Origin of the sequence: Pseudoalteromonas sp. XI10 (genome assembly GCF_001469895.1) — a bacterium.
Lineage (GTDB): Bacteria > Pseudomonadota > Gammaproteobacteria > Enterobacterales > Alteromonadaceae > Pseudoalteromonas.
This window is the reverse complement of the sequence record NZ_LOPY01000060.1, coordinates 1-22,343: the sequence shown is the minus strand read 5'-3', so window position 1 is coordinate 22,343 and position 22,343 is coordinate 1. Positions and strand designations below refer to the sequence as shown.

General features: G+C 41.4%; 19 protein-coding genes, 10 tRNA genes and 2 pseudogenes. 14 read left to right on the top strand and 17 right to left on the bottom strand.

Going from position 1 to position 22,343, the window contains the following annotated elements; translation table 11 throughout:
- Positions 1-76: 76 nt before the first annotated feature.
- The 3 genes from AUR67_RS17600 to AUR67_RS17590 form a co-directional block, all read right to left on the bottom strand.
- On the bottom strand, positions 77-850 hold the full coding sequence (locus tag AUR67_RS17600; RefSeq protein WP_054553724.1) for a Zn-ribbon-containing protein: 774 nt from the start codon (positions 848-850) through the stop codon (positions 77-79).
- Positions 850-1,116, bottom strand: a complete 267-nt coding sequence (locus tag AUR67_RS17595) for a hypothetical protein (RefSeq protein WP_055021916.1) — start codon at positions 1,114-1,116, stop codon at positions 850-852. The genes AUR67_RS17600 and AUR67_RS17595 overlap by 1 nt, the downstream gene beginning before the upstream one ends.
- Before the next feature lie 155 nt (positions 1,117-1,271).
- Positions 1,272-1,502: a DUF2789 domain-containing protein gene (locus AUR67_RS17590; RefSeq protein WP_036969581.1), complete on the bottom strand. Its 231-nt coding sequence runs from the start codon at positions 1,500-1,502 to the stop codon at positions 1,272-1,274.
- 147 nt (positions 1,503-1,649) lie between these two features.
- Between AUR67_RS17590 and AUR67_RS17585 the strand changes: the two genes are divergently transcribed.
- Positions 1,650-2,297: a GNAT family N-acetyltransferase gene (locus AUR67_RS17585; RefSeq protein ID WP_054563618.1), complete on the top strand. Its 648-nt coding sequence runs from the start codon at positions 1,650-1,652 to the stop codon at positions 2,295-2,297.
- A 704-nt stretch (positions 2,298-3,001) separates the two neighbouring features.
- Here AUR67_RS17585 and AUR67_RS17580 read toward each other — a convergent pair.
- Together AUR67_RS17580 and AUR67_RS17575 are read right to left on the bottom strand one after the other, a co-directional pair.
- Positions 3,002-3,301, bottom strand: a complete 300-nt coding sequence (locus AUR67_RS17580) for a DUF3301 domain-containing protein (RefSeq protein WP_054553721.1) — start codon at positions 3,299-3,301, stop codon at positions 3,002-3,004.
- The gene (locus AUR67_RS17575; protein WP_058586226.1) at positions 3,302-4,330 is read right to left on the bottom strand and encodes a DUF3549 family protein; all 1,029 of its coding nucleotides are present in this window, start codon (positions 4,328-4,330) and stop codon (positions 3,302-3,304) included.
- Between the two features lie 106 nt (positions 4,331-4,436).
- On the opposite strand from AUR67_RS17575, the gene AUR67_RS17570 reads away from it, so the two are divergent.
- The 10 genes from AUR67_RS17570 (at position 4,437) to AUR67_RS17525 (ending at position 14,434) form a co-directional block, all read left to right on the top strand.
- On the top strand, positions 4,437-4,751 hold the full coding sequence (locus AUR67_RS17570; RefSeq protein WP_058586225.1) for a YqcC family protein: 315 nt from the start codon (positions 4,437-4,439) through the stop codon (positions 4,749-4,751).
- Between the two features lies 1 nt (position 4,752).
- Complete coding sequence (gene truC / locus AUR67_RS17565) at positions 4,753-5,526, top strand: tRNA pseudouridine(65) synthase TruC (protein WP_058586224.1); 774 nt, start codon at positions 4,753-4,755, stop codon at positions 5,524-5,526.
- The gene (locus AUR67_RS17560; protein ID WP_054563623.1) at positions 5,513-5,959 is read left to right on the top strand and encodes a flavodoxin; all 447 of its coding nucleotides are present in this window, start codon (positions 5,513-5,515) and stop codon (positions 5,957-5,959) included. The genes truC and AUR67_RS17560 overlap by 14 nt, the downstream gene beginning before the upstream one ends.
- 128 nt (positions 5,960-6,087) lie before the next feature.
- Positions 6,088-6,819: a TrmH family RNA methyltransferase gene (locus tag AUR67_RS17555; RefSeq protein ID WP_058586223.1), complete on the top strand. Its 732-nt coding sequence runs from the start codon at positions 6,088-6,090 to the stop codon at positions 6,817-6,819.
- Between the two features lie 60 nt (positions 6,820-6,879).
- Positions 6,880-10,278, top strand: coding sequence for a chromosome segregation SMC family protein (locus AUR67_RS17550; protein WP_058586222.1), 3,399 nt, complete (start codon positions 6,880-6,882; stop codon positions 10,276-10,278).
- Positions 10,279-10,311: 33 nt separating this feature from the next.
- Positions 10,312-11,046 (top strand): cell division protein ZipA, encoded by a 735-nt coding sequence (gene zipA, locus AUR67_RS17545; RefSeq protein WP_058586221.1) that lies wholly within the window; start codon positions 10,312-10,314, stop codon positions 11,044-11,046.
- Positions 11,047-11,128: 82 nt separating this feature from the next.
- The gene (gene ligA / locus AUR67_RS17540) at positions 11,129-13,150 is read left to right on the top strand and encodes an NAD-dependent DNA ligase LigA (protein WP_058586220.1); all 2,022 of its coding nucleotides are present in this window, start codon (positions 11,129-11,131) and stop codon (positions 13,148-13,150) included.
- Entirely contained in the window at positions 13,143-13,487 is a 345-nt protein-coding gene (locus AUR67_RS17535; protein ID WP_058586219.1) for a DUF3392 family protein, read from the top strand. The genes ligA and AUR67_RS17535 overlap by 8 nt, the downstream gene beginning before the upstream one ends.
- Positions 13,484-13,972, top strand: coding sequence for a DUF2919 domain-containing protein (locus AUR67_RS17530; protein ID WP_058586218.1), 489 nt, complete (start codon positions 13,484-13,486; stop codon positions 13,970-13,972). Before AUR67_RS17535 ends, AUR67_RS17530 begins: the two co-directional genes overlap by 4 nt.
- A gap of 9 nt (positions 13,973-13,981) precedes the next feature.
- Entirely contained in the window at positions 13,982-14,434 is a 453-nt protein-coding gene (locus AUR67_RS17525) for a hypothetical protein (RefSeq protein WP_058586217.1), read from the top strand.
- A 61-nt stretch (positions 14,435-14,495) separates the two neighbouring features.
- Here the strand turns inward: AUR67_RS17525 and AUR67_RS21545 are convergent.
- Positions 14,496-14,576, bottom strand: a pseudogene (locus AUR67_RS21545) (hypothetical protein); the annotation flags it as partial.
- 22 nt (positions 14,577-14,598) lie between these two features.
- Between AUR67_RS21545 and msrB the strand changes: the two are divergent.
- Positions 14,599-14,958 (top strand): annotated as a pseudogene (gene msrB, locus AUR67_RS17520) (peptide-methionine (R)-S-oxide reductase MsrB); the annotation flags it as partial.
- Positions 14,959-14,976: 18 nt separating this feature from the next.
- Here msrB and AUR67_RS17515 read toward each other — a convergent pair.
- The 11 genes from AUR67_RS17515 to AUR67_RS17465 form a co-directional block, all read right to left on the bottom strand.
- Positions 14,977-16,926, bottom strand: coding sequence for an ATP-binding protein (locus AUR67_RS17515; RefSeq protein WP_058586215.1), 1,950 nt, complete (start codon positions 16,924-16,926; stop codon positions 14,977-14,979).
- Positions 16,923-18,287, bottom strand: a complete 1,365-nt coding sequence (locus tag AUR67_RS17510) for an extracellular solute-binding protein (protein ID WP_058586214.1) — start codon at positions 18,285-18,287, stop codon at positions 16,923-16,925. The genes AUR67_RS17515 and AUR67_RS17510 overlap by 4 nt, the downstream gene beginning before the upstream one ends.
- An 18-nt stretch (positions 18,288-18,305) precedes the next feature.
- The gene (locus tag AUR67_RS17505; RefSeq protein ID WP_058586213.1) at positions 18,306-19,940 is read right to left on the bottom strand and encodes a response regulator; all 1,635 of its coding nucleotides are present in this window, start codon (positions 19,938-19,940) and stop codon (positions 18,306-18,308) included.
- A 416-nt stretch (positions 19,941-20,356) separates the two neighbouring features.
- Positions 20,357-20,432, bottom strand: a tRNA-Val gene (locus tag AUR67_RS17500).
- Positions 20,433-20,641: 209 nt separating this feature from the next.
- Positions 20,642-20,717, bottom strand: a tRNA-Val gene (locus AUR67_RS17495).
- Positions 20,718-20,816: 99 nt separating this feature from the next.
- Positions 20,817-20,892 (bottom strand) — tRNA-Val (locus AUR67_RS17490).
- 52 nt (positions 20,893-20,944) lie between these two features.
- Positions 20,945-21,020: transfer RNA gene (locus AUR67_RS17485), tRNA-Val, on the bottom strand.
- A gap of 43 nt (positions 21,021-21,063) precedes the next feature.
- Positions 21,064-21,139: transfer RNA gene (locus tag AUR67_RS17480), tRNA-Val, on the bottom strand.
- Positions 21,140-21,176: 37 nt separating this feature from the next.
- Positions 21,177-21,252, bottom strand: a tRNA-Val gene (locus tag AUR67_RS17475).
- Between the two features lie 66 nt (positions 21,253-21,318).
- Positions 21,319-21,394: transfer RNA gene (locus AUR67_RS17470), tRNA-Val, on the bottom strand.
- A gap of 36 nt (positions 21,395-21,430) precedes the next feature.
- Positions 21,431-21,506 (bottom strand) — tRNA-Val (locus AUR67_RS17465).
- Between the two features lie 641 nt (positions 21,507-22,147).
- Here AUR67_RS17465 and AUR67_RS17460 point away from each other — a divergent pair.
- A tRNA-Ala gene (locus AUR67_RS17460) sits at positions 22,148-22,223 on the top strand.
- 39 nt (positions 22,224-22,262) lie between these two features.
- Positions 22,263-22,338, top strand: a tRNA-Glu gene (locus AUR67_RS17455).
- Positions 22,339-22,343 lie beyond the last annotated feature (5 nt).

The window sequence follows — 22,343 nt, the reverse complement described above, 5'->3', positions numbered from 1 at the left end:
TTAAAAAGTAAAAAGGGGCGGTTGCCCCTTTCGTTTATCTGGTTATTACCTTTATTAGGTTATTGCCTTTTTTAATTTATTGAAAGTCCCACGAGATATTCGAAACAATGCCACAGGGCTCGCAACGAAAATCAAATAAGCCAAACCATGGCTCTGGTAATTTCCACTCGCCATCGCAGCTTGGGCAGCGACGTTTAAGCTCTGACTCTTTGTCAACGCCGCCTACACGGTATAAATAGTAATAAACCGGCTTCTTGGTTAGAAAACTAATACGTTTCGTGATATCACGACCACGGCGGTATAAGTCACTCTTGATGCTCGTTAGCTCTTCAAGCGCAGGAAATTCACAACGGGTTGCACCATTGATCTGAATTTGATCGCACGCTTGCCAGTCTTCTTGCCATTTAATGAGTGTTTTGTAATCGCCATTGGCAATGGCTGGAATGCGAAATAACGGCACAGGCAAAAAGTCATCACCACAATAAAGCGGGCTACAGGTGTGCACGTACGTGGTATACAAAATATAGCACGACGGATCATGACACATGTCTGCGCCATTTGAGTGAATGTCTTGGCCGACCACTTTAACTTTTGGTGCCAGTAAGCCTGCAGTGTTTAATTGCTCAATGCTATGTTTTACAAACGGGCTATGGTTGAGCGGATGCATCGCATCTTCAGTTGGGCACATTACACGAGTAATGAAAAATCCATCTTTTAAAACCGTTGGAAATTCATCACCAATAATTTGGCCGTTAAAACGAAGCGCATTCACTAGGCGGTTTATCGCCTGCTCAGCAAGCTCTAGGGTAGTATCTTGGTAGCAATCAAAAGTCAGATCGACAACAAACATTATTTTTTCTCAAGCAGTGCTAATAACCTATCTAATTTAGCTTCAATACGATCCAATTGACTTTCTTTTGGTGTACTCAGTTGTTCATTTGACGGGTTATTGATGAAATTATTAATTGAATCCGGATTGTTTTTATATTGGCTAACCGCAGCGATGATCACAGGCATCGGCATTGGTTGGGCTAGCTTACTTTTAGTTAAGGCAACTGTCGGGGTTTTACCTTCATCAAGAAGGGTTTTAATTGCATCAAATACAACGGCATTCATTTTTGTATAAACTCTTTTATAAAGACTAAAAAGCACCGCAGTATATGGGCTGCAGTGCGCGCGTATGGTAGCAATAATAGATGTGGAGTGAAATTACTTTCCTAATTTACGAGCTAAAAGAATGTTATTTAAGCTCGTAAATTAGGTCGCAGGCGTTACTGGCGTAACCTTGCGTCTAATTCATCAATCACCTCGCTCCAAGCACCATCTTCTGCAAGTGATTCTGCTAAAAAGTGTTGCTGAGCTTCATCCCAAAAAGGCGCTTCCTGCAATAGGGTTGTATCAGACAGTTGATGGGATGCTATAAAAGCATCTATTTCACTTTCTTTGCTCGGTAAACCAAGTTGTGCAAATAGGGTCGAAATATCATGTTTTGTCGTATCCATAGTTCTGCTCCTTGTGTATGGCGATAATTATTACTGCTTGAACTTAATGATGATGAACCGCAGTTTAACTTACGCTGAATTTGTCTTTAATCGCTGTTGGGTATATACCTTATAGTCTAGTACGAAAATAATAAAACAAATAAAAGGATGAGTATTTTGACAGTTGCTGAACCCGAAACCTTAAGTGTGCAATACCTTAGTGCTGAAGATATTAGCACTGCCGCAAGCCTTATTTATCAAGCCTATCATGATGATCCCGTTCTTCAGAATGTATTAGGTTTTCAACAAGATAACCCAAGTAAATATGAAACTAAATTACGTGCTTTAGTACGTGAAGAGCTAGCAAGTTTCTGGCAAGAAAAGCAGCCTCTAATAGGTCTTTACTCACAAAGTAGATTAAAAGCCATTGCCTGTGTATTTGATTCGGCAAGTGAACTGCAAGCTGAACGATACTGGCATTGGCGCTTAAAACTGATGCTTAGTGCGGGTTACTTGCAAACCAATCAGCTTATAGAAAAAGAGCGCACTATTCGTGAAGCGCTCTCGAGTAAAGGCCATTATCTGTTTTTAGCCTTTATAGCCGTTGACCCACATTTTCAGGGGCAAGGTTTAGGTAGATATCTACTACGAGGGCTTGATGATTTAGTTGAGTCAAGCAATCAAGCAAGTGGTTTAGCCGTATTTGTAACTCGCTCTGAACAGCGCGAATTCTTTAGCTCTGAAGGGTTTGAAGTGTTCAAAGCATTAAGCTTTAACCAAGTTGAAGGTGACTTGATGTTCAAAGCAGCAAATTGACAAAAGGACGTTTTGGAAATAGCAATGTGAGATAAATCTCACATTGCTGTGCGTTTTATCAGTTTAATGCCTTTAAATTTGTACCCATAATTACTTATTGTAATGATTTTAAAGGATTTATTGTTTTTGTCATTTTTGTGACTTAGAAAAAATTACTTTTTATGCCTACCAAGATATCCGCATTTCTCTAAACTTAATCATGTCAAGAAGACGCAGGTTCAACGATTGATCTGATGCCAAGGATTAGGATTATGGCAACAAAGCAAGATGCTTAGCAGGAAGCAAAGGGACAAGAGCTAGGGAAGCAAGGAAGAACGAGGACACTGCCAGGATGCAGTACAATCGCGGAGCGATTGAAAAGGACTGACCAAAGGATGATTTTAGCAGGAAGCTAAAGGAGCGTTTGGAAAACGAAGCGGATAGCCATTGACGGCAAGAGGACGGCACTAGGATGTGTTAAATGTTACATGAAGTAGCATGGTGGGTGTATCGGATGTATACCCGTTCAGGGGAAAGATAAAAAGGCAGCTTCGGCATAAGTAAGGATACTTAATCATGGAAGTAGCAAGATTGGGGCGTGGCTATTAGCTACGCCTTAGTTCTTTCTGGAGGTTGCACTTTTCAAACAGGCAATTATCCTTGTATAACTCGCAACTCGCAACTCGCAACTCGCAACTCGCAACTCGCAACTCGCAACTCGCAACTTAAATCTTATGCGGCGGTATTACTACGCTTTTAAGTAATTCATTTTCCATGATCAAAACGCCTTGATACACGTTTTGTCCATCACTTGAAAACTCAAAAATAAATTCGCTTTTGATACCTGGTTTACCGCTTTTTAAAATGCCAAGTCGGCGCTTATTGCAAGCAACACTCATCAATTGCACATTTAATTGCTCAATTTGTCTTTGTGCATGAAGATTAGCTGCTTCGGCTACTTTTCTGTTTAACCAAAAAAAGTAGATGATGCTGCCAATGATGATGAGTGTCCACAAGCCTGCCATTTACGAAAATAACCTTCCAATTGCTCGAGCGAGTGTTTCGCTACGATTTTCTTTTCTTAATAAACCTAGTAGGTGAGGGCGAATACTAGGAATTGCAACTAAATCGGTGAAAATACTCACAAACAGTTGTTCAATTTCAGTGTGGTGTGCACAGCAATCCATAAACACGTGTAAGCGTTCTGGGTCTTCTAGTGTGCTAAAACAGCGCCCAGCAATCGTTAATAGTACATCTGATTGGGTGTTCATATCAGAGCGTAATACAGCATCAACAAGTTGCGCAGTTAAACCTTGCGCTGGTGTTTTTGATAGGCTTCTAAGAGTTGCAACAAGGGCGATGTCGTCTTTATGCTCTATGGCGTTTAAACCATAGGCTAACAATTGCTCTGCAAACACGGGTTCGATTGCAACATGTTCAAGCATTGCACTTAGCGGCTGTAATACTTCGACTGGTAATTGCCCCCAAGCGGCTTGTAGATTTGCTAAATTGTTGTCGTTATCTAAACGCATCGCAAAGTCTGCAATACCTTGTACTGCAACACTTTGCCAATTATCAAATCCTAGTTTGCCTGAAAAATACAGCTGCGCATATTCGTAATACTGTGAAGCACTTTGTTTAAGCAAACATTTAACCTGTGCATTAAATGCTGCTAGCTTGTTGGCGTTTGGCGTAAATACATACGGGTTGTTGTCTAATTTGCCTTCGGCATTTTCACCGGTAATTTCTGTACCAAGCGCTTCAATTACCATATTTGCGAAGTGATCGCGGCTTGCGCTTACAAGACGGCTTTGCTCATCTAGTGGGAATTTTAAAAACCATACATAAGGTTCTTTAGACGCTTTTACATCCCAAAATTGAATAGCAAGCCAAGCATGACCAGCAAGCGGGTATGGGTAAGGGATTTTTGTTTCTTCAATGGCAAGAAATTGTTTTTTGTCTAATTTAGTGATGTGTCTGCCAATATCGAAGGCACGCCAAGTGGTACCTGCTGCGTCCAGAAGTTGCCCTAATGTGGCGATCTGTTCAGTCATAAAATCTCAATTACCGTTTTTAATCTATATCAGCCGCGAATTATACGCCATACCATGGCGCCTTGGAACAGGGTATACTAAGCACAAAGGTATTAAGAGTTTTACAATGCATCAACAGACTTTGGCGCTGCTGCGCGAATTAGAATCCACATTACAACGCCATTCACTTTGGCAAACAACACCGATTGACCCAAGTGCACTCAATTCTAGTGTACCGTTTTGTCATGACACCATGGCTTTTGAGCAATGGCTGCAATTTGTTTTTCTTGAAAGAATGCATACCCTCATTGCACATGCCCAGCCTTTACCCCGTAACTTTGCAATTGCGCCTATGGCTGAAATGATGCTGGCACAACACAGCGGCGGTAATGATGTGATTAACGTTTTACAAAAACTCGATCAATTTTTGAGTGATGACTAAGATGCAAGAGAGTGTTAAGCCACAATTTGATGAGTTAACGATTCTGTACCGCGATGAAAATTACATTGCGATTGATAAACCATCAGGTTTATTGGTTCACCGTTCGTTTTTAGACAAACACGAAACCCAATTTGCGATGCAAATGCTGCGTGACCAAATTGGTCAACACGTGTTTCCTGTACACCGTTTAGATAGACCAACCTCAGGCGTATTACTGTTTGCGTTAAGTTCAGAAGCAGCCCGTGATATGAATCAGTTATTTATTGATGGGCAAATTGAAAAGCGTTATTTAGCATTAGTTAGAGGCTTTTTAAACGAATCAATCTTCTTAGATAAACCTTTAAAAGAAGAGCTTGATAAAATCGCTGACAAGTTTGCTGATCAAAATAAAGCGCCGCAAGAAGCACAAACGCAATTTCATTGCTTGCACCAAGCAACCTTGCCTATTCCAATTGGTAAATACCCAACAGTTCGTTACTCGCTGGTGGAGTGTTTTCCAAAAACTGGCCGCAAACATCAAATACGCCGTCATTTAAAACATTTATCATTGCCAATTATTGGTGATGTAAATCATGGTGATAATCAGCATAATCAATTTTTTAGAGAACATTTTAAACTTCGTCGGTTAATGTTATTTGCCTCTGAATTAAAGTTTGTGCACCCTTATAGCAAGCAACCAATAACAATTAGAGCGCCTTTAGGCGATGCAATGTTAACGATTTGCCAGCAACTTGGCTGGCCAACAGAAGAAAAGGATTATTATGGCAACCATTAGTATTTTTGTCGGCAGTGTTTACGGCGGTGCTGAGCGTTTAAGCGAACAAGTTATTGAAGTCATTGAAAAGTCTGAGCATCAAGCGCAATTAGTTGAAAATGGCACGGTTGATGACATGCTGGCTGCGTCACATATTTTAGTGATCACTTCAACGACGGGTCAGGGCGATATTCCTGACAATTTAATCGCTTTATATAGCCAACTTAATGATCAATTTCCTATGTTAACAGGCAAGCAATACGGCATTATTGCTATGGGCGACCGCAGCTATGGCGATACGTTTTGTGGTGCAGGTCGCAGTTTTGATGAGCTGTTCCGCGATTTACAGGCAAAACCTGTTGGTCATCGTTTAGAAATTGATGCCTGTGAAGATTTTGAGCCTTGGCCTGTTACTGAGCCATGGTTAAATGAATGGCTGACAAAAATTAGTTAATGCCTCTTATTAGCTAGTGTCTCTTAAAAGTGCTGATTGAATAAGCAATTGGCACTTTCCCCTTGGTTTTTCGAGTACAGAATCTGTGACCTTGGTGATATACTTAACCATCATTTTATGAGGCTGTTATGATTTCAAAAAACCAACTGAAACTAATTCGTGCATTAGGTCAAAAGAAATACCGTAAGCAATATAACCAGTACCTTGTTCAAGGCGAAAAAAATGTACTTGAATTACTAAACAGTGGTTTAAGTATTGCTCATATATTTGCGACTCCTGCATTTATTGCTGCGCACCAATCAGCGCTTGCAGCCCATCAAGTCATTGAAGCAGATGAAGACAGCCTTACCAAAGCTAGTACGCTTGTTAGTAACAACGCCGCCATTGCTGTTGTTGATATGCCAAGTGAGCAAGCATTACCAACATCGGGACTCATTTTAGCCCTTGATGGCGTGTCGGATCCGGGGAATTTAGGAACGATTATTCGTGTTGCTGATTGGTATGGTATTAAGCATATTGTTACCAGCAAAGACAGTGCGGATGCTTATAACCCGAAAACTATTAGCGCCACAATGGGTTCATTTGCTCGCGTGTGTGTCTCACAAACTGATTTAACCAGTTACTTACCAAGCCTAAACCTCCCAGTGTATGGTGCATTTTTAGAAGGTGAGAACATCCACAAAACTGCTCTTAAACAAGATGCCGTATTACTAATGGGCAGTGAATCTCATGGTATACGTACTGATTGCGAAAGCTTAGTTACTGATAAAATAACCATTCCGGCTTATGGCCAAGCAGAATCGCTCAATGTAGCGATGGCAACGGGTATTATTTTAGATAATTTTAAGCGCCACGCTTAACCTTTTACCCTAAAATGGGTTAAATTGAAGAATAACAATAAAAATCGGTAAAACAATTAGATGCGCTTAAGCACCATAAAATTAGCGGGTTTCAAATCGTTTGTTGAACCCACTAAGATCCCATTTCCTGATCAGATGACGTGTGTTGTCGGCCCGAACGGCTGTGGCAAATCAAATGTCATCGATGCAGTGCGTTGGGTGCTAGGTGAAAGCTCAGCTAAAAACTTACGTGGCGATGCCATGACCGATGTTATTTTTAACGGCTCAACTAATCGAAAACCTATTTCACAAGCCTCTGTTGAGTTGGTGTTTGATAACACCAGTGGCCATTTACCGAATACCTTTGCTGATCGAAACCAAGTGGCGATTAAGCGCTTAGTGACCCGAGATGGTCAGTCAATTTATTTTCTAAATGGCAGCAAATGCCGTAAGCGTGATATTACCGACATCTTTTTAGGCACAGGTCTTGGCCCGCGCAGCTATGCGATTATTGAGCAGGGCATGATCTCGCGTTTAATTGAGAGCAAACCGGCTGATTTACGTGTTTTTTTAGAAGAAGCAGCGGGGGTTTCAAAATACAAAGAACGTCGTCGTGAAACGCAAACCCGCATTAAAAGCACCCGCGAAAACCTTGAGCGACTGCTTGATGTAAGGCAGGAGTTGCAAACACAGCTCGATAAACTTGCAGTGCAATCAGTCGATGCAAAAAAATACCGAGAGCTAAAAGCCACTGAGCGCACCTTAAAAGGGCAAATTGCGGTTTTAAAGTGGCAGAAGTTACACCAACAACAAATTGATAAAGCTGAGCAAATTAATAAACTTAAAGAGCAAATTCAGTTCTTTAGAGAAGCGCACTCTGGCCACGATGACGTTTTAGCAAGCCTTGAAAATCAGGTGCAGCTTGAGCAGCAAAAACTGCAAGACGCACAGCAGGCTCAGCATCAAACTCATACTGATTTAACCCGCAAAGAGCAGCAACAGATCAGCTTAAAGCAGCAACAGCAAACACTTAGCCAAAACCTTATCAAACAGCAACAACTGCAGTTACAAAATAAAGAGCTGCAAGAAGAGCAACACGCCTCAGCCGCCATTTTACAAGAGCAGCTACAAGACGCGATTGAGCAAAATTTACTGTGCGCCGAGCAAGTTGCAGAGGTAGAAGAACAAGTCGCACAGCAACAGCAACAAACGCAAAGCGCCAATGAGCAATATCAAAGCACCTTACAGAAAAGCCAAGCTCATAGCAGTGATATTAATGTTGCAAAGAATCAACAGGCTCACTTTGCCCAGACTGTTGCGCAACTTGAGTCTCAGCAGGCACAACTTGCCGCTGAAATTAGTGAACTTGAAGCGACTCCAGTTGCAGCGCAAATTGCTGAGCAACAACAGCAAATTCAAACACTGACGAAAGAGCTTGCGCAGCAACAAAGTGCGCTGAATAAGCTCACTCAAAATCTAGAACAAGCGGATAAAGAGCAACAGCACTTAGAGCAGGATTTAAAGCGGGTTCAGCAGCACTGCAATGAAAATAGAGCCAGCATAGCTGCGCTTAATTCTGTGTTATCAGAGCAAACCAACAGCGAGAATGTCTCTTTATTAGCGCAGTTAAAGGTGGCTTCTGGCTTTGAGCCGCTAATTGAACAAGCCCTACTTGGCCTTGAGCATCTAAAGGTCAGTCAACATAAAGAGCATAACAGTGTTTGGCCTGCATCTGATGATGAGTTACCAAAAGAGTCATTAGCTAATTATATCGAATCAGGTGCTTACCCTGACTTATTAGCACGGTTTGCATTTCAACCTTGTTTTGATGACGCTATTTTGGCGGATCAATATTGGCTGGCAGCGATTGATGAAGAGGGCTGTATGCATGGTCGTAACTTTCATACCGATGCTAATAAAGACGCCGACAATTCTTTGCTTTTAAAGCATGCTCAGCTAAGTGATGCCCAGCAGTTAGATGAAGAACTCAACGAGCAATTAGAAACTAAGCAGCAATTGCTAAATGAGCATCTAGCTCACAAGAAAACGCTCATCGCCGATAAAGAGCAATACAGAGAACGAATTCACCAAGCAGCTCAGCAGATTGCATCGGCCAGCACTCGACGCGATATGCTATTAGAGCAGCAAACCCAGTGGCAAAACCAGCTTATTAAGTTGCAACAGCGTCAAACTTTACTGGCTGAGCAAAAACAAAATGCCGACGAACAGCAACAAACTCAGCAGTGTTTACTAGAACAACTGTTAGAGCAGCAATTAGAACTTGAAACTGAGTTAGAGCAAGCAAAACACCTACAAGTTGAGGCAAATAATAGCTATCGCCAAGTGGCTTCTATGCTTGAGCAATATAAAACGCAAGCACATCAAGCAAATTTGGCCGAACAAAAAGCACGCAGTGAATGTCAACTTAGCGAAACCAAACTACAGCATGCAAATGCCGCCCAAAGTGCTGCCAGTGAAGCTGTATTAGAGCTCAACGAGCAACTAGAAGAGCTAGTGATCCCGCTTGAAGAAGTAGCAGAGCAAATTATGCTATTGCTTGAAAAGCATCAACAAAGTGACGTTGATCTGAAAAACTTGCAAGCGGCCTTGAGTCAAGCTAAAAAGGAGCTTGCTGATAAGCAAACAGCGTTGAAATCATCGCAATCTGAGTTGGTGACGTTACAAGAGCAGTTGCAAGCATTGGCGCTGGATGAGCAAAGTTTAATCGTTAAGGCGCAAGCTGCGTTAGAGCCACTTGAAGAACTGGAACAAAATTTAAAAACAGTACTTGAAGAACTGCCTGACAATGCCAATTTAAATAGCATGCAAACGAGGCTTACAAAAACCACGCAAGCTTTAAATGAACTTGGCGCGGTAAACTTGGCGGCAATAGATGAGTTTGAGCAGGCTAAACAGCGCAGCGATTATTTAAATCAGCAGCTCGATGACTTAACACAAGCATTAAATACCCTTGAGGGGGCGATTCAAAAAATCGACCGAGAAACAAAAAATCGTTTCAAGGCGACCTTTGAACAAGTAAACACAGACTTTGGGGAGTTATTCCCAAAAGTGTTTGGTGGCGGTAGTGCTTACCTTGAATTGACCAGTGATGATCTACTTGAAAGTGGGGTGAGCATCATGGCAAGGCCACCAGGCAAGAAAAATTCGACAATTCACCTGCTTAGTGGTGGAGAAAAAGCGCTGACCGCATTATCATTGGTGTTTTCAATATTCAGGCTCAATCCAGCTCCATTCTGTATGCTAGATGAAGTGGATGCGCCATTGGATGATGCGAACGTGGGTCGTTTTTGCCGTTTGGTAGAAGAGATGTCACAATCAGTACAATTTATTTATATCAGTCATAACAAGATTGCTATGGAAATGGCAGGCAGGTTGACCGGTGTAACTATGGCCGAACCAGGTGTATCACGTATGGTCGCTGTAGATATAGAACAAGCTGTGCAAATGGCACATGCATAAAATTTAGGCATATCAAATAATAAAGGTGAGGGGATGGCCGAAGAATTAAGATGGGCTTTAATCGTAATCAGTGTATTTGTCATTGGTGGTTTATTAATTCACGGCTTATGGTCGGTGCGTAAAAAGGACAGCCCAGATACGCCTTCAGTAGAGCGGGTTGAACCGAACGAAACAACCAATGAGGTTCAAGAGCCTGCAACTGCAAAACCGCAAGAGCGTGATGAGCCAGAGTTTGGTGATTTAAGCTTTTCAGCAGAAAGTCACGACGAGCCGGCTGTGTCAGAACAGGTTGTTGAAGAGCCAGAAGCAGAAACTCAGCAACAAGAAGTTGAAGAAGAGCCAGCAGATGCACAAGTTCCTACCGATTTCATTATTGTGCATTTACAAATGCCAGAAGGTTTAACAATGGATGGCAGCCAATTATTGCCAGCTGTTAATATGTTAGGCTTTAAGTATTCTGAAGAAGGTTTCTTTAACCGTCACTTAGACCCAGCAGGCACAGGCCCGGTGTTATTCCGTTTAGTGAATATGTACAACCCAGGCACGTTCGATATTGATAATATGGAACAGTTCAGCACCGCAGGTGTTAGTTTATTTATGACCTTACCATGTGATGGCGATGGTCTAAGTGCATTCAATATGTTGCACAGTGCAGCTAAAAAGCTAGCCGATGAATTTGGTGCAACGATTTTAGATAGCAACCGTGAAGAAATGACGGTTGAAAGCGTTCGTGAGTATGTTGAGAAAGTTCGCAGCTTTTCAGCTTAAACGTTCGTATAAATGATAAGTGTTAGGCCACTTGGCGTTAAGTCGTCTAAGTGGCTTTTTTATGTAGATTTTTGAGGTTTTCATGTCCAGCCCTATCTTTGAGCAAATTAGCCAACTTCGTGCCCAGTTAGAAGAGCATAACCATAATTATTATGTGCTGGATGCACCTAGCATTCCTGATGCTGAATATGATCGTTTAATGCGCGAATTAAGTGCCCTTGAGCAAGCTAATCCTGAGTTTCAAAGCCCTGACTCACCAAGCCAAAAAGTCGGTGGCGCTGCACTTGATAAGTTCGAGCAAGTTACTCACCAAGTGCCGATGCTGTCACTTGATAATGCCTTTTCAGAAGAAGAGTTTGCTGCCTTTAACCGCCGTATCAAAGAACGAGTAATGGATAACAAGGAGCTGACTTTTTGTTGTGAACCAAAGCTTGATGGCTTAGCGGTATCAATTATTTACCGTGATGGTGTTTTAGTTCAAGCAGCCACCCGTGGCGATGGCATGGTAGGTGAAAACATCACCCAAAACGTGAAAACAATTCGTAATGTGCCGCTTAAGTTACGTGGTGATGACTTCCCAGCAGAGCTTGAAGTACGCGGTGAAGTATTTATGGACAGCGCTGGTTTTGCCAAACTAAACAGTGAAGCCGAAAAGCGTGGCGACAAAGTTTTCGTTAACCCGCGTAATGCTGCTGCCGGTAGCTTACGTCAACTTGACTCTAAAGTAACAGCAAAACGTCCACTGATGTTTTATGCCTACAGCACTGGGCTTGTTGCCGATGGGCAGTTACCAGAAGATCATTACCAACAGCTTGCTAAACTTACCGATTGGGGTTTACCACTTTGCCCAGAAACAAAGCTCGTTGAAGGTCAGCAAGCTGCACTTGATTATTACCAAGATATCTTGACGCGTCGAAGTAGCCTAGCCTACGAAATTGACGGTGTGGTTATTAAAGTAAACGACAAAAAACTACAAGAGCGTTTAGGCTTTGTGGCACGAGCACCACGCTGGGCAATTGCTTTTAAATTCCCGGCACAAGAAGAAATCACCCAATTAATTGATGTTGAGTTTCAGGTAGGGCGCACAGGCGCAATAACCCCTGTAGCACGATTAGAGCCGGTATTTGTAGGTGGCGTAACGGTATCTAACGCAACGCTTCATAATGGCGATGAAATTGCCCGTTTAGGCGTTAAAATTGGCGATACCGTGATTATTCGCCGTGCAGGTGATGTTATTCCACAAATTACCCAAGTTGTCCTTGAACGTCGCCCTGACGATGCTAAAAACATTGAGTTTCCTGCTACCTGCCCAATTTGTGACTCACATGTGGAGCGCATTGAAGGTGAAGCGGTTGCCCGTTGTACTGGTGGTTTAGTGTGCCAAGCGCAGCGTAAGCAAGCAATTAAACATTTTGCGTCACGTAAAGCCCTTGATGTAGATGGCTTGGGTGACAAAATTGTTGATCAACTTGTTGATCGTGAGCTTATCAAAACGCCTGCTGATTTATTTATCCTTAAACAAGGGCATTTTGAATCCTTAGAGCGAATGGGCCCTAAATCTGCTAAGAACTTAGTTAATGCACTACAAGATGCTAAACAAACAACCTTAGCTAAATTCCTATATTCGTTAGGTATTCGTGAAGTGGGTGAAGCAACCGCGCAAAACTTAGCAAACCATTTTTTAACCCTTGAAAAAATCACTCAAGCAAGCGTTGATGCGTTAACTGAAGTAAGTGACGTAGGTGAGATCGTTGCTAAGCATGTACGTGGCTTCTTTAGTGAAGAGCACAATATGGCAGTTGTAAATGCGTTAGTTGAGCAAGGTATTCACTGGCCAGAATTAACAGCGCCGAGCGCCGATGCGCAGCCATTAGCGGGCTTAACTTACGTACTGACCGGCACATTGAGTGAGCTTAATCGTAATGATGCAAAAGCACGTTTACAAGCGTTAGGTGCAAAAGTGTCGGGTAGTGTATCGGCTAAAACAGATGCGCTTATTGCAGGTGAAAAAGCGGGCTCAAAATTAACCAAAGCACAAGACTTAGGCATTGATGTGTTAACTGAGGCTGACCTCATTGCACTTTTAAGTGAGCACAATGGATAGTCTATTGCAGGCATTGTCGTCAGTTGCTTTAACAATTGGCAGCTGGCTGCAACCACACCTTTACAATATTTCATTATTGCTGGTGGTGTGTTTTATATCCTTGTATGCAAACGATATTATTAAAGTGACCAAGCGCTTTGTCGCGCGTCGTCACTTTATTATTCGCGTGCTTTGCTTTGTGTTGGTCACAGGGTTTGGCATGGGCTTACTTGTGGTGTTTGTAACTCCATTTTTAAGTAAGTTGCTACTGCTACTCGGTGTTAAATGGCTGGCGCTTACACTTACAGCTGCGTTTTTTGTACTTGGCATCATTGCCGATAAGAAGAACCAAATATGAATCGCTACGGTCCAGAATACTGGGATAAACACGGCGCTTATCGAACCCCAGTAGCGTTTCATTTAACTTTGTTAGTGTTGTTACGCAGTTACTTTATATGGATTATGGCGGCGCTGAGTCGTCGCCCTGATTTAGATATCATGTCGCTGTTTTTTAAGTCGAAAAGCGATTTTTTTACAGCCATTGCCATAGCTGCAATCGCCTTATTACCGGCGGTGATCTTTTGTTTACGCCGACCTCAAGAAAATGCTGAAGGTGCGAAACGTCTCGCGTCTATTTGGCGATTTATGCGCTGGCCATTAATTTTGTGTGCAATCACAGATTTAAGTTGGTTAACCTATCAAGCTGCGCACAGTCACTATCAGTTTTCGTTTTTCTTAGCCTGTCAAATGGTGCTGGTGTTATGGGTACTGTTATATTTATTAAAAAGCAGATATCTGTCGGTCTTTTTTAATGATTGGCCAGATCCAATCGAAAAGAAATAGGGCTGCAATATGTTGGCAATTAATAAGCTTTTAGCAAAAATTTCACTCACTATCGCGCTGGTATTAATTGCTTTATGGGTATTTACGCCACTTTGGCACAGTGCTGCATTTTCGTTGTTTGTGATGTTATGGGGCTTTATTACTTTATCAAGCCTTTATCGAGTAACTCCGTTATTTGTAGCGCGTAATCCCATTACTGATTTACTAAAGCGTGATGTAAATCAGCTAGCGCTGATAAGTCTGGCTGGTTTATTCGATTTTAAACGCAAAGCTGAGTTTGTATTAATTGGCCAAATTAAGCAGATTGAAATCGGCGAAGGTATAATCCATGTAACTGATGTCAATGACCAGCTGATAACAGCCGTATTAAGTGTTAACAGCAGCCAAATAAATAGTCATTTAGCACAGCTACTTTCTGAGCGTGAACGTGCACAAATAGATATCAAGTTACAAACACAGTAATTACTAGACGCACGTTGCTTGCCCTTCGTAGTGCTTGTGATGTACTGTGCAATTGTTGTATTCAACCCTGAGGGAGCATTATGTTAACTTGGCAAGATATTTTAGAGTTTGCCCATAACGGTAACCCAACACCTTCACGTCGAGTCGAAAAAGCGCCATCTGAATGGCAAGCTGAGCTCGAACAAGATGCATTCTATGTAACCCGTTTAAAAGGCACCGAACGACCGCACAGCTCTGATTCATGTACGATATTTGAACCAGGTCAATATGCGTGTGTATGTTGTGACAACTTACTTTTTGATGGCGATGAAAAGTTCGATAGTGGCACAGGCTGGCCGTCATTTACTCAGCCTAGCAGTGTTGAAAGCATTGCCTATATCGCGGACTCTAGCCATGGTATGCAGCGCATTGAAGCCGTATGTAATGTTTGCGATGCACATTTAGGACATGTGTTTCCTGATGGTCCACCGCCAAGTGGCTTACGCTATTGCATGAATGCTATAGCGATGAAAAAACGCAACTAATGCGTGTCTAATCTCTACCTAATCTAAGTATTGAGCAATGATGAAAATAAGGTGCTCACGGTGAATTGGCTTACTAATTATATAGTCTGTCAAAATACTGGATTGCGCCTTATCATCTTTTAATACCGATGCTGTAACCGCAATGATTGGAATATGCTTGAAGCGATCATCACTGCGAATTAACTGACTTGCTTCTAATCCGCCCATCACCGGCATTTTTAAATCCATGATGATTAAATCAGGCTGATGCTGCTCAATTTTTTTAAGGGCATCTTCACCATTGATAGCCGTGTCTACGGTAAAGCTCCAGCGCGATAAAAAGGACTCTAAATAGTCACGGTTGTAGGGAATATCATCAACAATCAAAATTCGAGCAGGATTAAAGTGGTAGCTCGAAATAGCGGGGTAGTTACGATGTTTCACTTCATTTTTAGATTCAGCTAATTCAACATTTGGTAAAGACACAATAAACTCACTGCCTTTATCTTTATCGCTGATCACCGATAACTCACCACCCATTAGCTTGATAAAACGCAGTGAAATCGCAAGACCTAATCCCGTTCCACCAAACTCCGAACTACGTTGGCCTTGTACTTGTTCAAAATCATTAAAAATAAGATCTTGTTGATCTTTAGGAATACCTTTACCTGTGTCTGTGACATGAATTTTGATATCAATATTGCTGTTGTCATCGTGGGCTTTAAAATCAAAATACACTTTAACACTGCCTTGTGCAGTGAACTTAATGGCATTACTGATTAAGTTGGTTAGTACTTGGCGCACTTTATTGCTATCAAGTAACACTGGGGTTGTTAACTCAGGATGAGAGCTTATTTGTAAGTCGAGATCCTTTTGTGCACTGAGTTGTAAAAACATCATATTAAGCTCATGGCACATTTTAGGGATTTCTACACGCTCAATATCGAGTTGCATTTTACCAGCATCGATTTTTGATAAATCGAGAATGTCATTTAATACATTAAGCAGTGAATTACCAGAGATTGATATTGCTTCTAAGTAACGACGCTTATTTTTATCTGTTTCGCTATCTTGTAGTAATTGGCTAAAACCTAGCACTGCATTGAGCGGAGTTCTTAATTCGTGAGACATATTAGCTAAAAAGCGACTTTTGGCCTGATTTGATTGCTCAGCTTGTTCTTTAGCATCAAGGTACTCTTGAGTGCGCTTTGCAACTGTGTCTTCAAGCAAGCTATGTTGTTCATGCATGCTGTTGATCTGTTGTCTAACCGCAGCACGCATCATTTTAAAGCCACTGGCGAGGGTACCTATTTCATCTTGGCTTTTTATATTAATAGGGCAGTTTAAATCACCTGTGGTCACTGCATGAGAAAACTCCACGAGCTGATCAATGGGTTGTAAAATAATACGGCGAATAATGATATAAGCGATGATAAGTGCGGTTAACAGGTAAATAGCAAACAGCGAAACCGCATTACTAATAATCGATTTAGTCTTTAACGCTAAGTCTTTATCTGAAAAACTCACCATAACGTAACCGATATTTTCGCCCTGAAAGTTGCTAATTGGCACAGCAACAACATATTGCTGCTCCATGGCTACAATGACATTATGCTTAGGATTGAGCTGTTTTAGCAGCACTTGGTTAGTTTCTAGGGTATCGACTTTACTGTTATCCGGGTGGGCGGCGATAAAGTTATTTTGGTCGATAAAGTAAATCGTCTTTAAATCATCAAAAGTATTATTTTTTAAAATGTTCTTTAGGGTAAGACCCTGAATTTTAAGCACCCAACTTCCCACGGTATTGTCTTGTGTGAGGCTGTTTATTTCTGACAACATGGGCGAGACAATCGCATCGGCTTTTTCACTCATGTTCAAAAGTGTTTGCTCTTTAAGCTCCATTACATGCAACGACGTACTTGCCCCTAAAATAAGGGTAATGGTAAAGCCAATGATCATTAAAATTTTGTGGGCAATACTAATTCTCATTGCTCAATATTGCTCCGTACTTTTAATGCTTGCATATTAGCGTTAATTTTTGCGTCTGTGCTTTTGATTGATTGTTTTATATCTGCACCATAGAAAATTTGGCTAAAGGTTTGCGAAATAATTTCGCCAATAACCGGAAACTCGACCATGCCAGCCTGAAGGCGATCAGGCGTTGCATGCTCAAACACCCATAACATGGCTTTATTAAAGCCAGGTTTGTTTACTAGAGTAAACAGCTTCTCGTGCCACACTTTTTGTCTAGGCGGTGAGCCACCTGTACTAAGTAGTGCGGCGGTCTGCTCACTGGTTGCCCATTGAATAAATAACCATGCAGCATCTTTGTTAGTTGATTTGCTATTAATTGCAAATGCCCATGCCCAAGGAGATGTTTCTCTGGCGATTGGACCTGCAGGTAAGGGGGCAGCTTCCCATTTATTCCAAATATCTGACTCTTCGGCGGTATCTATTTCATTATAAAAATGAGAAGCCAAAAAGGCCGAGGCAAGGCGGCCTTCTTTAAACAGGCGACGAATTTCATAAAAATGCAGTAAGCGGCTGTTATCTGGATTGCCGAACCCTGTTACTAGGTCGCGATACACTTGAAGGCTTTGTGCCGTTTCAGGGCTATTAAAAACTGACCGGCCCTGCGCGTCGATAACTTCAGCGCCATAAGCACGCATAACAGGTAATACAGTCCAAGTGTTTAATCCTGCACCCGGCAACGTACGTGAGGCAAATGCATGCATTCCATTTAAAGAAGGTGTGCGGTCGATTTCCCGTTGTAACTTAACTTTGGTTGCTTGTAGTTGCTCGTAGGTATCGGGAACTGCTAAGTTAAAACGTTCGAAAAGATCTTTGCGATAAAAATAAATCGGCGCAGAAAAATCAAATGGTAACGAATATAGCGTGTTATCAATTTTACAAAGCGCTAGGCTTCGCTCACTAATGTCTTCTAACTGATACCAAGTTTTGTCTGTCAGTTTTTGGTTATCAATGTAAGGCTGCAAAGGCTCAATCCAGCCTTGGCTTTGCGCTTCACCTAAAAAGGTAATCCCCATCGGCAGTACATCGTAAAGCCCTGAAGCCTCGCTTAAATCTTGATGGCGACGAACACGCATTTGTGATTGTTCTAAAGCATGAAAGCCAACAGAAATTCCTGTTAGCTGCTCAAATAAAGGAATGTAGGGTTTTAACGCCATAAATGCAGGCTGCTCATCAGCCAAAATGTTGATATGGCTACCTGCTTTACTTTGCCAATTGATACTGGCTTGTTGCCAATGTTGTAATGTTGCTGAGGCAAAGCTGTATTGGCAAAAGAATAAAAGCGCAACGCTTAGGAGGGGCTTTTTAAATTTAAACAAAGAAGATGCCATACGCGATTACTCAGCAAGCTTAATTTTTAACTTTGCAGCCAGGGCTTTAATTTTTTCAAAGCGGATTGCTTGTTCATCCTCTAATGTTTGCGCATCTAGCAAGGCAAAACATTTTTTCGCCAGCGCTAAATTAAATGATTGGCCTTGGTTATTAGTATCGAATAAACATTGCAGTAGGTTTAAAGCGATGCTGGCATTTTTAGGCATGATCCTAAATGCTTGGGTGAAGGCTTCAAGTGCGGTATTGAGCTGACCTTTATTAAACTGTGTTACAGCATGGTTATTGAGCTCTTTAGGCCCGAGTTTAATATCTCGTCGTTCAGTTTGTTGTTGTTGAATGTAACGTAAATACACCGGATCGCTAACCGATGGGTGGCGTTCACAGTGAGTTATTATTTGGTTAAACAGCATCTGCGCTTTGTTGTGAAAACCAAGCTCATGAAACGCTTTCGCTTTATCGAGCGCACCATCTACTGAACGAATTTGAGTGTCGCTTTCATCAAGTTGATTGATAAGTGCTTTAGCCTTTTGATGTTCATCCTTTAAGTAATGCAAACGCGCATTGAGAACATCAATTTGTGTTTGATTATTACTATTCGGAAACTGCTTTTTTAAATCACTTAAGTACTGGTTTGTCTGCCTTGAAATACGATTAACTTGATCGGTTTGATCCGTTGTTAAAGCAAAATCAATCCCTGCGCGCGCCGCATTTAAATATATATCAGGGTTATCGTGAATTGAGTGCTTTGCGTAACTGGCAATATCTTTTTGAGTTAAATAGTTCTTTTCATAATCATGATTAAGCAATGATACATGACTCAAGGCTTTTTGACGGTCAATGTTACGTGGGGCAATCTCAACAGCTTTACTAAAAAAGTCCTGAGCTTCATCAAACTTATTGAGTTTTATTTCTAATCGACCCAGTAAATCAAGAGCAACTAGTCTCGTTTCACTGCGCTGCAACATCGTCTTAAGCATGCGGTGTGCTAGGGTATGTTCATTATTAGCAATAAGCGCTTCGACTAACCCAACTTTTGCCCAAGTAAATTTTTGAATATCGAGCACTGATTTAAAAAATGTTTTGGCATCTTCAAAGCGCTTAAGGCGAAGTAGGGCGTCGCCTTTTAATCTCAATAGAATGGCGCTGTAACTATTACCTTTGTTTTGCAGCAAGGTATCAATTTGTTTAATTGCTTTGGAGTCATTCCCATCATCAATAAGTTGATAAATTTGATGTAGGTTACTTTTGCGCAATAACACTTTTTCAATACGATTTTTTAATTCGTTAATTGTAAAGGGTTTAACTAAGAAATCATCTGGTTGTAGCTCGAGTACACTGTGAACTAACGAGCCGCTTGTTTCAGCTGAAATAAAAATAAAGCCGGTAGAGTTTTTTATAAGACGTTTAGTTTTCAGCTCTTCATAAAGCTGATAACCATCTTGATGTTTACTAAGGTTAAATGAACAAACGATGAGATCAAATTGCTCAATTTGACATTGTTCTTTTGCTGCAATTGCATGCTCTGCAAAACGCAACTGACGAAACCCCAATCCCTCTAAGGACTGTTTCATATAGCTTTGAGCAAGTGGCTGCTCTTCAACTATTAAAATTTTGGCTTTCGAAAAAATCTTTGCAGGCATTGGACTTGCGACTAAGTGACATTAACGATGACTATAATAAACAGTCTAGCTGCTGACAAGGCAAATTACAGCTTTTGCAATGATTTAAAGTTTCGCTTTGGGTTATATCAATAAAGGGAGTAGTGAGTGATAGATATTAGAAGTTAGATTTTAGAAGTTAGATTTTAGAAGTTAGATTTTAGAAGTTAGATTTTAGAAGTGATTGTTATATGTGGTGGGTCGTACTGGACTTGAACCATCGAGCCTGTGTTTTGTAAAGAGTGGCGATGCTTTTTTAATTTAGAAACAAAACAAGGAAGTATTAGATGAAATGCTATATGTGGTGGGTCGTACTGGACTTGAACCATCGAGCCTGTGTTTTGTAAAGAATGGCGATGCTTTTGAAAACTATACATAAAATAAGGAGGTTTTATATGTGGTGGGTCGTACTGGACTTGAACCAGTGACCCTCGCCTTGTAAGGGCGATGCTCTCCCAACTGAGCTAACGACCCACATATAAATTTTTTAAGATTAAATGGTTGGTCTTACTGAACTTAACCACCGAGCCTTTTCGTTGTAAAGAGTTGCGATGCTCTTTGCTTCAAAAAGTAATGGTGGGTCGTACTGGACTTGAACTATCGAGCCTGTGTTTTGTAAAGAATGGCGATGCTTTTTTAATTTAGAAACAAAACAAGGAAGTATTTAATGAAGTGTTTATATGTGGTGGGTCGTACTGGACTTGAACCAGTGACCCTCGCCTTGTAAGGGCGATGCTCTCCCAACTGAGCTAACGACCCACATATAAATTTTTAAGATTAAATGGTTGGTCTTACTGAACTTAACCACCGAGCCTTTTCGTTGTAAAGAGTTGCGATGCTCTTTGCTTCAAAAAGTAATGGTGGGTCGTACTGGACTTGAACCAGTGACCCTCGCCTTGTAAGGGCGATGCTCTCCCAACTGAGCTAACGACCCATATAATCTTTTTCTTCGCTACCATTTTTAGCTTTTTGCTTTAAAAAGTAAATGGTGGGTCGTACTGGACTTGAACCAGTGACCCTCGCCTTGTAAGGGCGATGCTCTCCCAACTGAGCTAACGACCCGCGAAGAATAATCTAAATGAAAACACCATCAAAGTTTATTTAATGGTGGGTCGTACTGGACTTGAACCAGTGACCCTCGCCTTGTAAGGGCGATGCTCTCCCAACTGAGCTAACGACCCATTTAGATTTTTGTAATATGAAACACCATTTTAAGAATGGTGGGTCGTACTGGACTTGAACCAGTGACCCTCGCCTTGTAAGGGCGATGCTCTCCCAACTGAGCTAACGACCCATATTACATACAGCATATTTCTTAATGGAAGGACCACCGAAACTTTCTTTATAAAGAGAAAGTAAATGGTGGGTCGTACTGGACTTGAACCAGTGACCCTCGCCTTGTAAGGGCGATGCTCTCCCAACTGAGCTAACGACCCATTAAGAATTTAGATATGAACACCATTAGGGAATAATGGTGGGTCGTACTGGACTTGAACCAGTGACCCTCGCCTTGTAAGGGCGATGCTCTCCCAACTGAGCTAACGACCCATATCTAAAACAACTCATTGCTGCGTTGTTGTGGGGCGCTATTATAGATAGAGTTGTAAATGTGTCAACACTTGAATGAGTAAAAATGTGTTAGATGCAGCTTTTATAAACAATGACATGGCATTTAAGCATTTTTTGGCGAACAAATATGCAATTTATATTCATAAGCTTATATTTAGACTTGGATCTATAGCTTTATGACCTAGGTAAATCATTCCAAATGATATGAATACAGTAAATTTTTAAAACAGTTTTTTCATATCGATAAATTTGCATTAGTTAATTGCACTCTAGTTAGCACTATAAAAAAAAGCAGGGGAGGGGAAAGTCGTTTTATTTAAAGCTTTAAATAACGAATTTTATTTTGCATATAAATGTATACCTTTTTTAAGAGAGTAAACTCAAAAGCAGAGAGCCTTTGATAACAAACCAACAATGCAATTAGCCCAAAATAGCTAATTTGATAGCGCTTTGTATAAAATACCTCCGTAACGGATTGATATTTAGTCAGCTTGTTGAAATTTAAATCATTTAAATAAACTTAGATAAAAAACTGTTGACTTTATTTGGGGGGCTGCATAGAATGCGCCCCGCACTCAGCGATACACAACCAACATTAATTGGTGGTGTGTATGCAAGTCGGGGCTATAGCTCAGCTGGGAGAGCGCTTCGCTGGCAGCGAAGAGGTCTGCGGTTCGATCCCGCATAGCTCCACCAGATTTGCATAGTGTTTGTCCTAGGGTTGCAGTTTTCTGCGTCCCCATCGTCTAGAGGCCTAGGACACCGCCCTTTCACGGCGGTAACAGGGGTTCGAATCCCCTTGGGGACGCCACTTAC

Coding starts and splice junctions, on each gene's coding strand:
- AUR67_RS17600 (WP_054553724.1), bottom strand. CDS start 850: ATGTTTGTTGTCGATCTGACTTTTGATTGCTACCAAGATACTACCCTA.
- AUR67_RS17595 (WP_055021916.1), bottom strand. CDS start 1,116: ATGAATGCCGTTGTATTTGATGCAATTAAAACCCTTCTTGATGAAGGT.
- AUR67_RS17590 (WP_036969581.1), bottom strand. CDS start 1,502: ATGGATACGACAAAACATGATATTTCGACCCTATTTGCACAACTTGGT.
- AUR67_RS17585 (WP_054563618.1), top strand. CDS start 1,650: ATGAGTATTTTGACAGTTGCTGAACCCGAAACCTTAAGTGTGCAATAC.
- AUR67_RS17580 (WP_054553721.1), bottom strand. CDS start 3,301: ATGGCAGGCTTGTGGACACTCATCATCATTGGCAGCATCATCTACTTT.
- AUR67_RS17575 (WP_058586226.1), bottom strand. CDS start 4,330: ATGACTGAACAGATCGCCACATTAGGGCAACTTCTGGACGCAGCAGGT.
- AUR67_RS17570 (WP_058586225.1), top strand. CDS start 4,437: ATGCATCAACAGACTTTGGCGCTGCTGCGCGAATTAGAATCCACATTA.
- truC (WP_058586224.1), top strand. CDS start 4,753: ATGCAAGAGAGTGTTAAGCCACAATTTGATGAGTTAACGATTCTGTAC.
- AUR67_RS17560 (WP_054563623.1), top strand. CDS start 5,513: ATGGCAACCATTAGTATTTTTGTCGGCAGTGTTTACGGCGGTGCTGAG.
- AUR67_RS17555 (WP_058586223.1), top strand. CDS start 6,088: ATGATTTCAAAAAACCAACTGAAACTAATTCGTGCATTAGGTCAAAAG.
- AUR67_RS17550 (WP_058586222.1), top strand. CDS start 6,880: ATGCGCTTAAGCACCATAAAATTAGCGGGTTTCAAATCGTTTGTTGAA.
- zipA (WP_058586221.1), top strand. CDS start 10,312: ATGGCCGAAGAATTAAGATGGGCTTTAATCGTAATCAGTGTATTTGTC.
- ligA (WP_058586220.1), top strand. CDS start 11,129: ATGTCCAGCCCTATCTTTGAGCAAATTAGCCAACTTCGTGCCCAGTTA.
- AUR67_RS17535 (WP_058586219.1), top strand. CDS start 13,143: ATGGATAGTCTATTGCAGGCATTGTCGTCAGTTGCTTTAACAATTGGC.
- AUR67_RS17530 (WP_058586218.1), top strand. CDS start 13,484: ATGAATCGCTACGGTCCAGAATACTGGGATAAACACGGCGCTTATCGA.
- AUR67_RS17525 (WP_058586217.1), top strand. CDS start 13,982: ATGTTGGCAATTAATAAGCTTTTAGCAAAAATTTCACTCACTATCGCG.
- AUR67_RS17515 (WP_058586215.1), bottom strand. CDS start 16,926: ATGAGAATTAGTATTGCCCACAAAATTTTAATGATCATTGGCTTTACC.
- AUR67_RS17505 (WP_058586213.1), bottom strand. CDS start 19,940: ATGCCTGCAAAGATTTTTTCGAAAGCCAAAATTTTAATAGTTGAAGAG.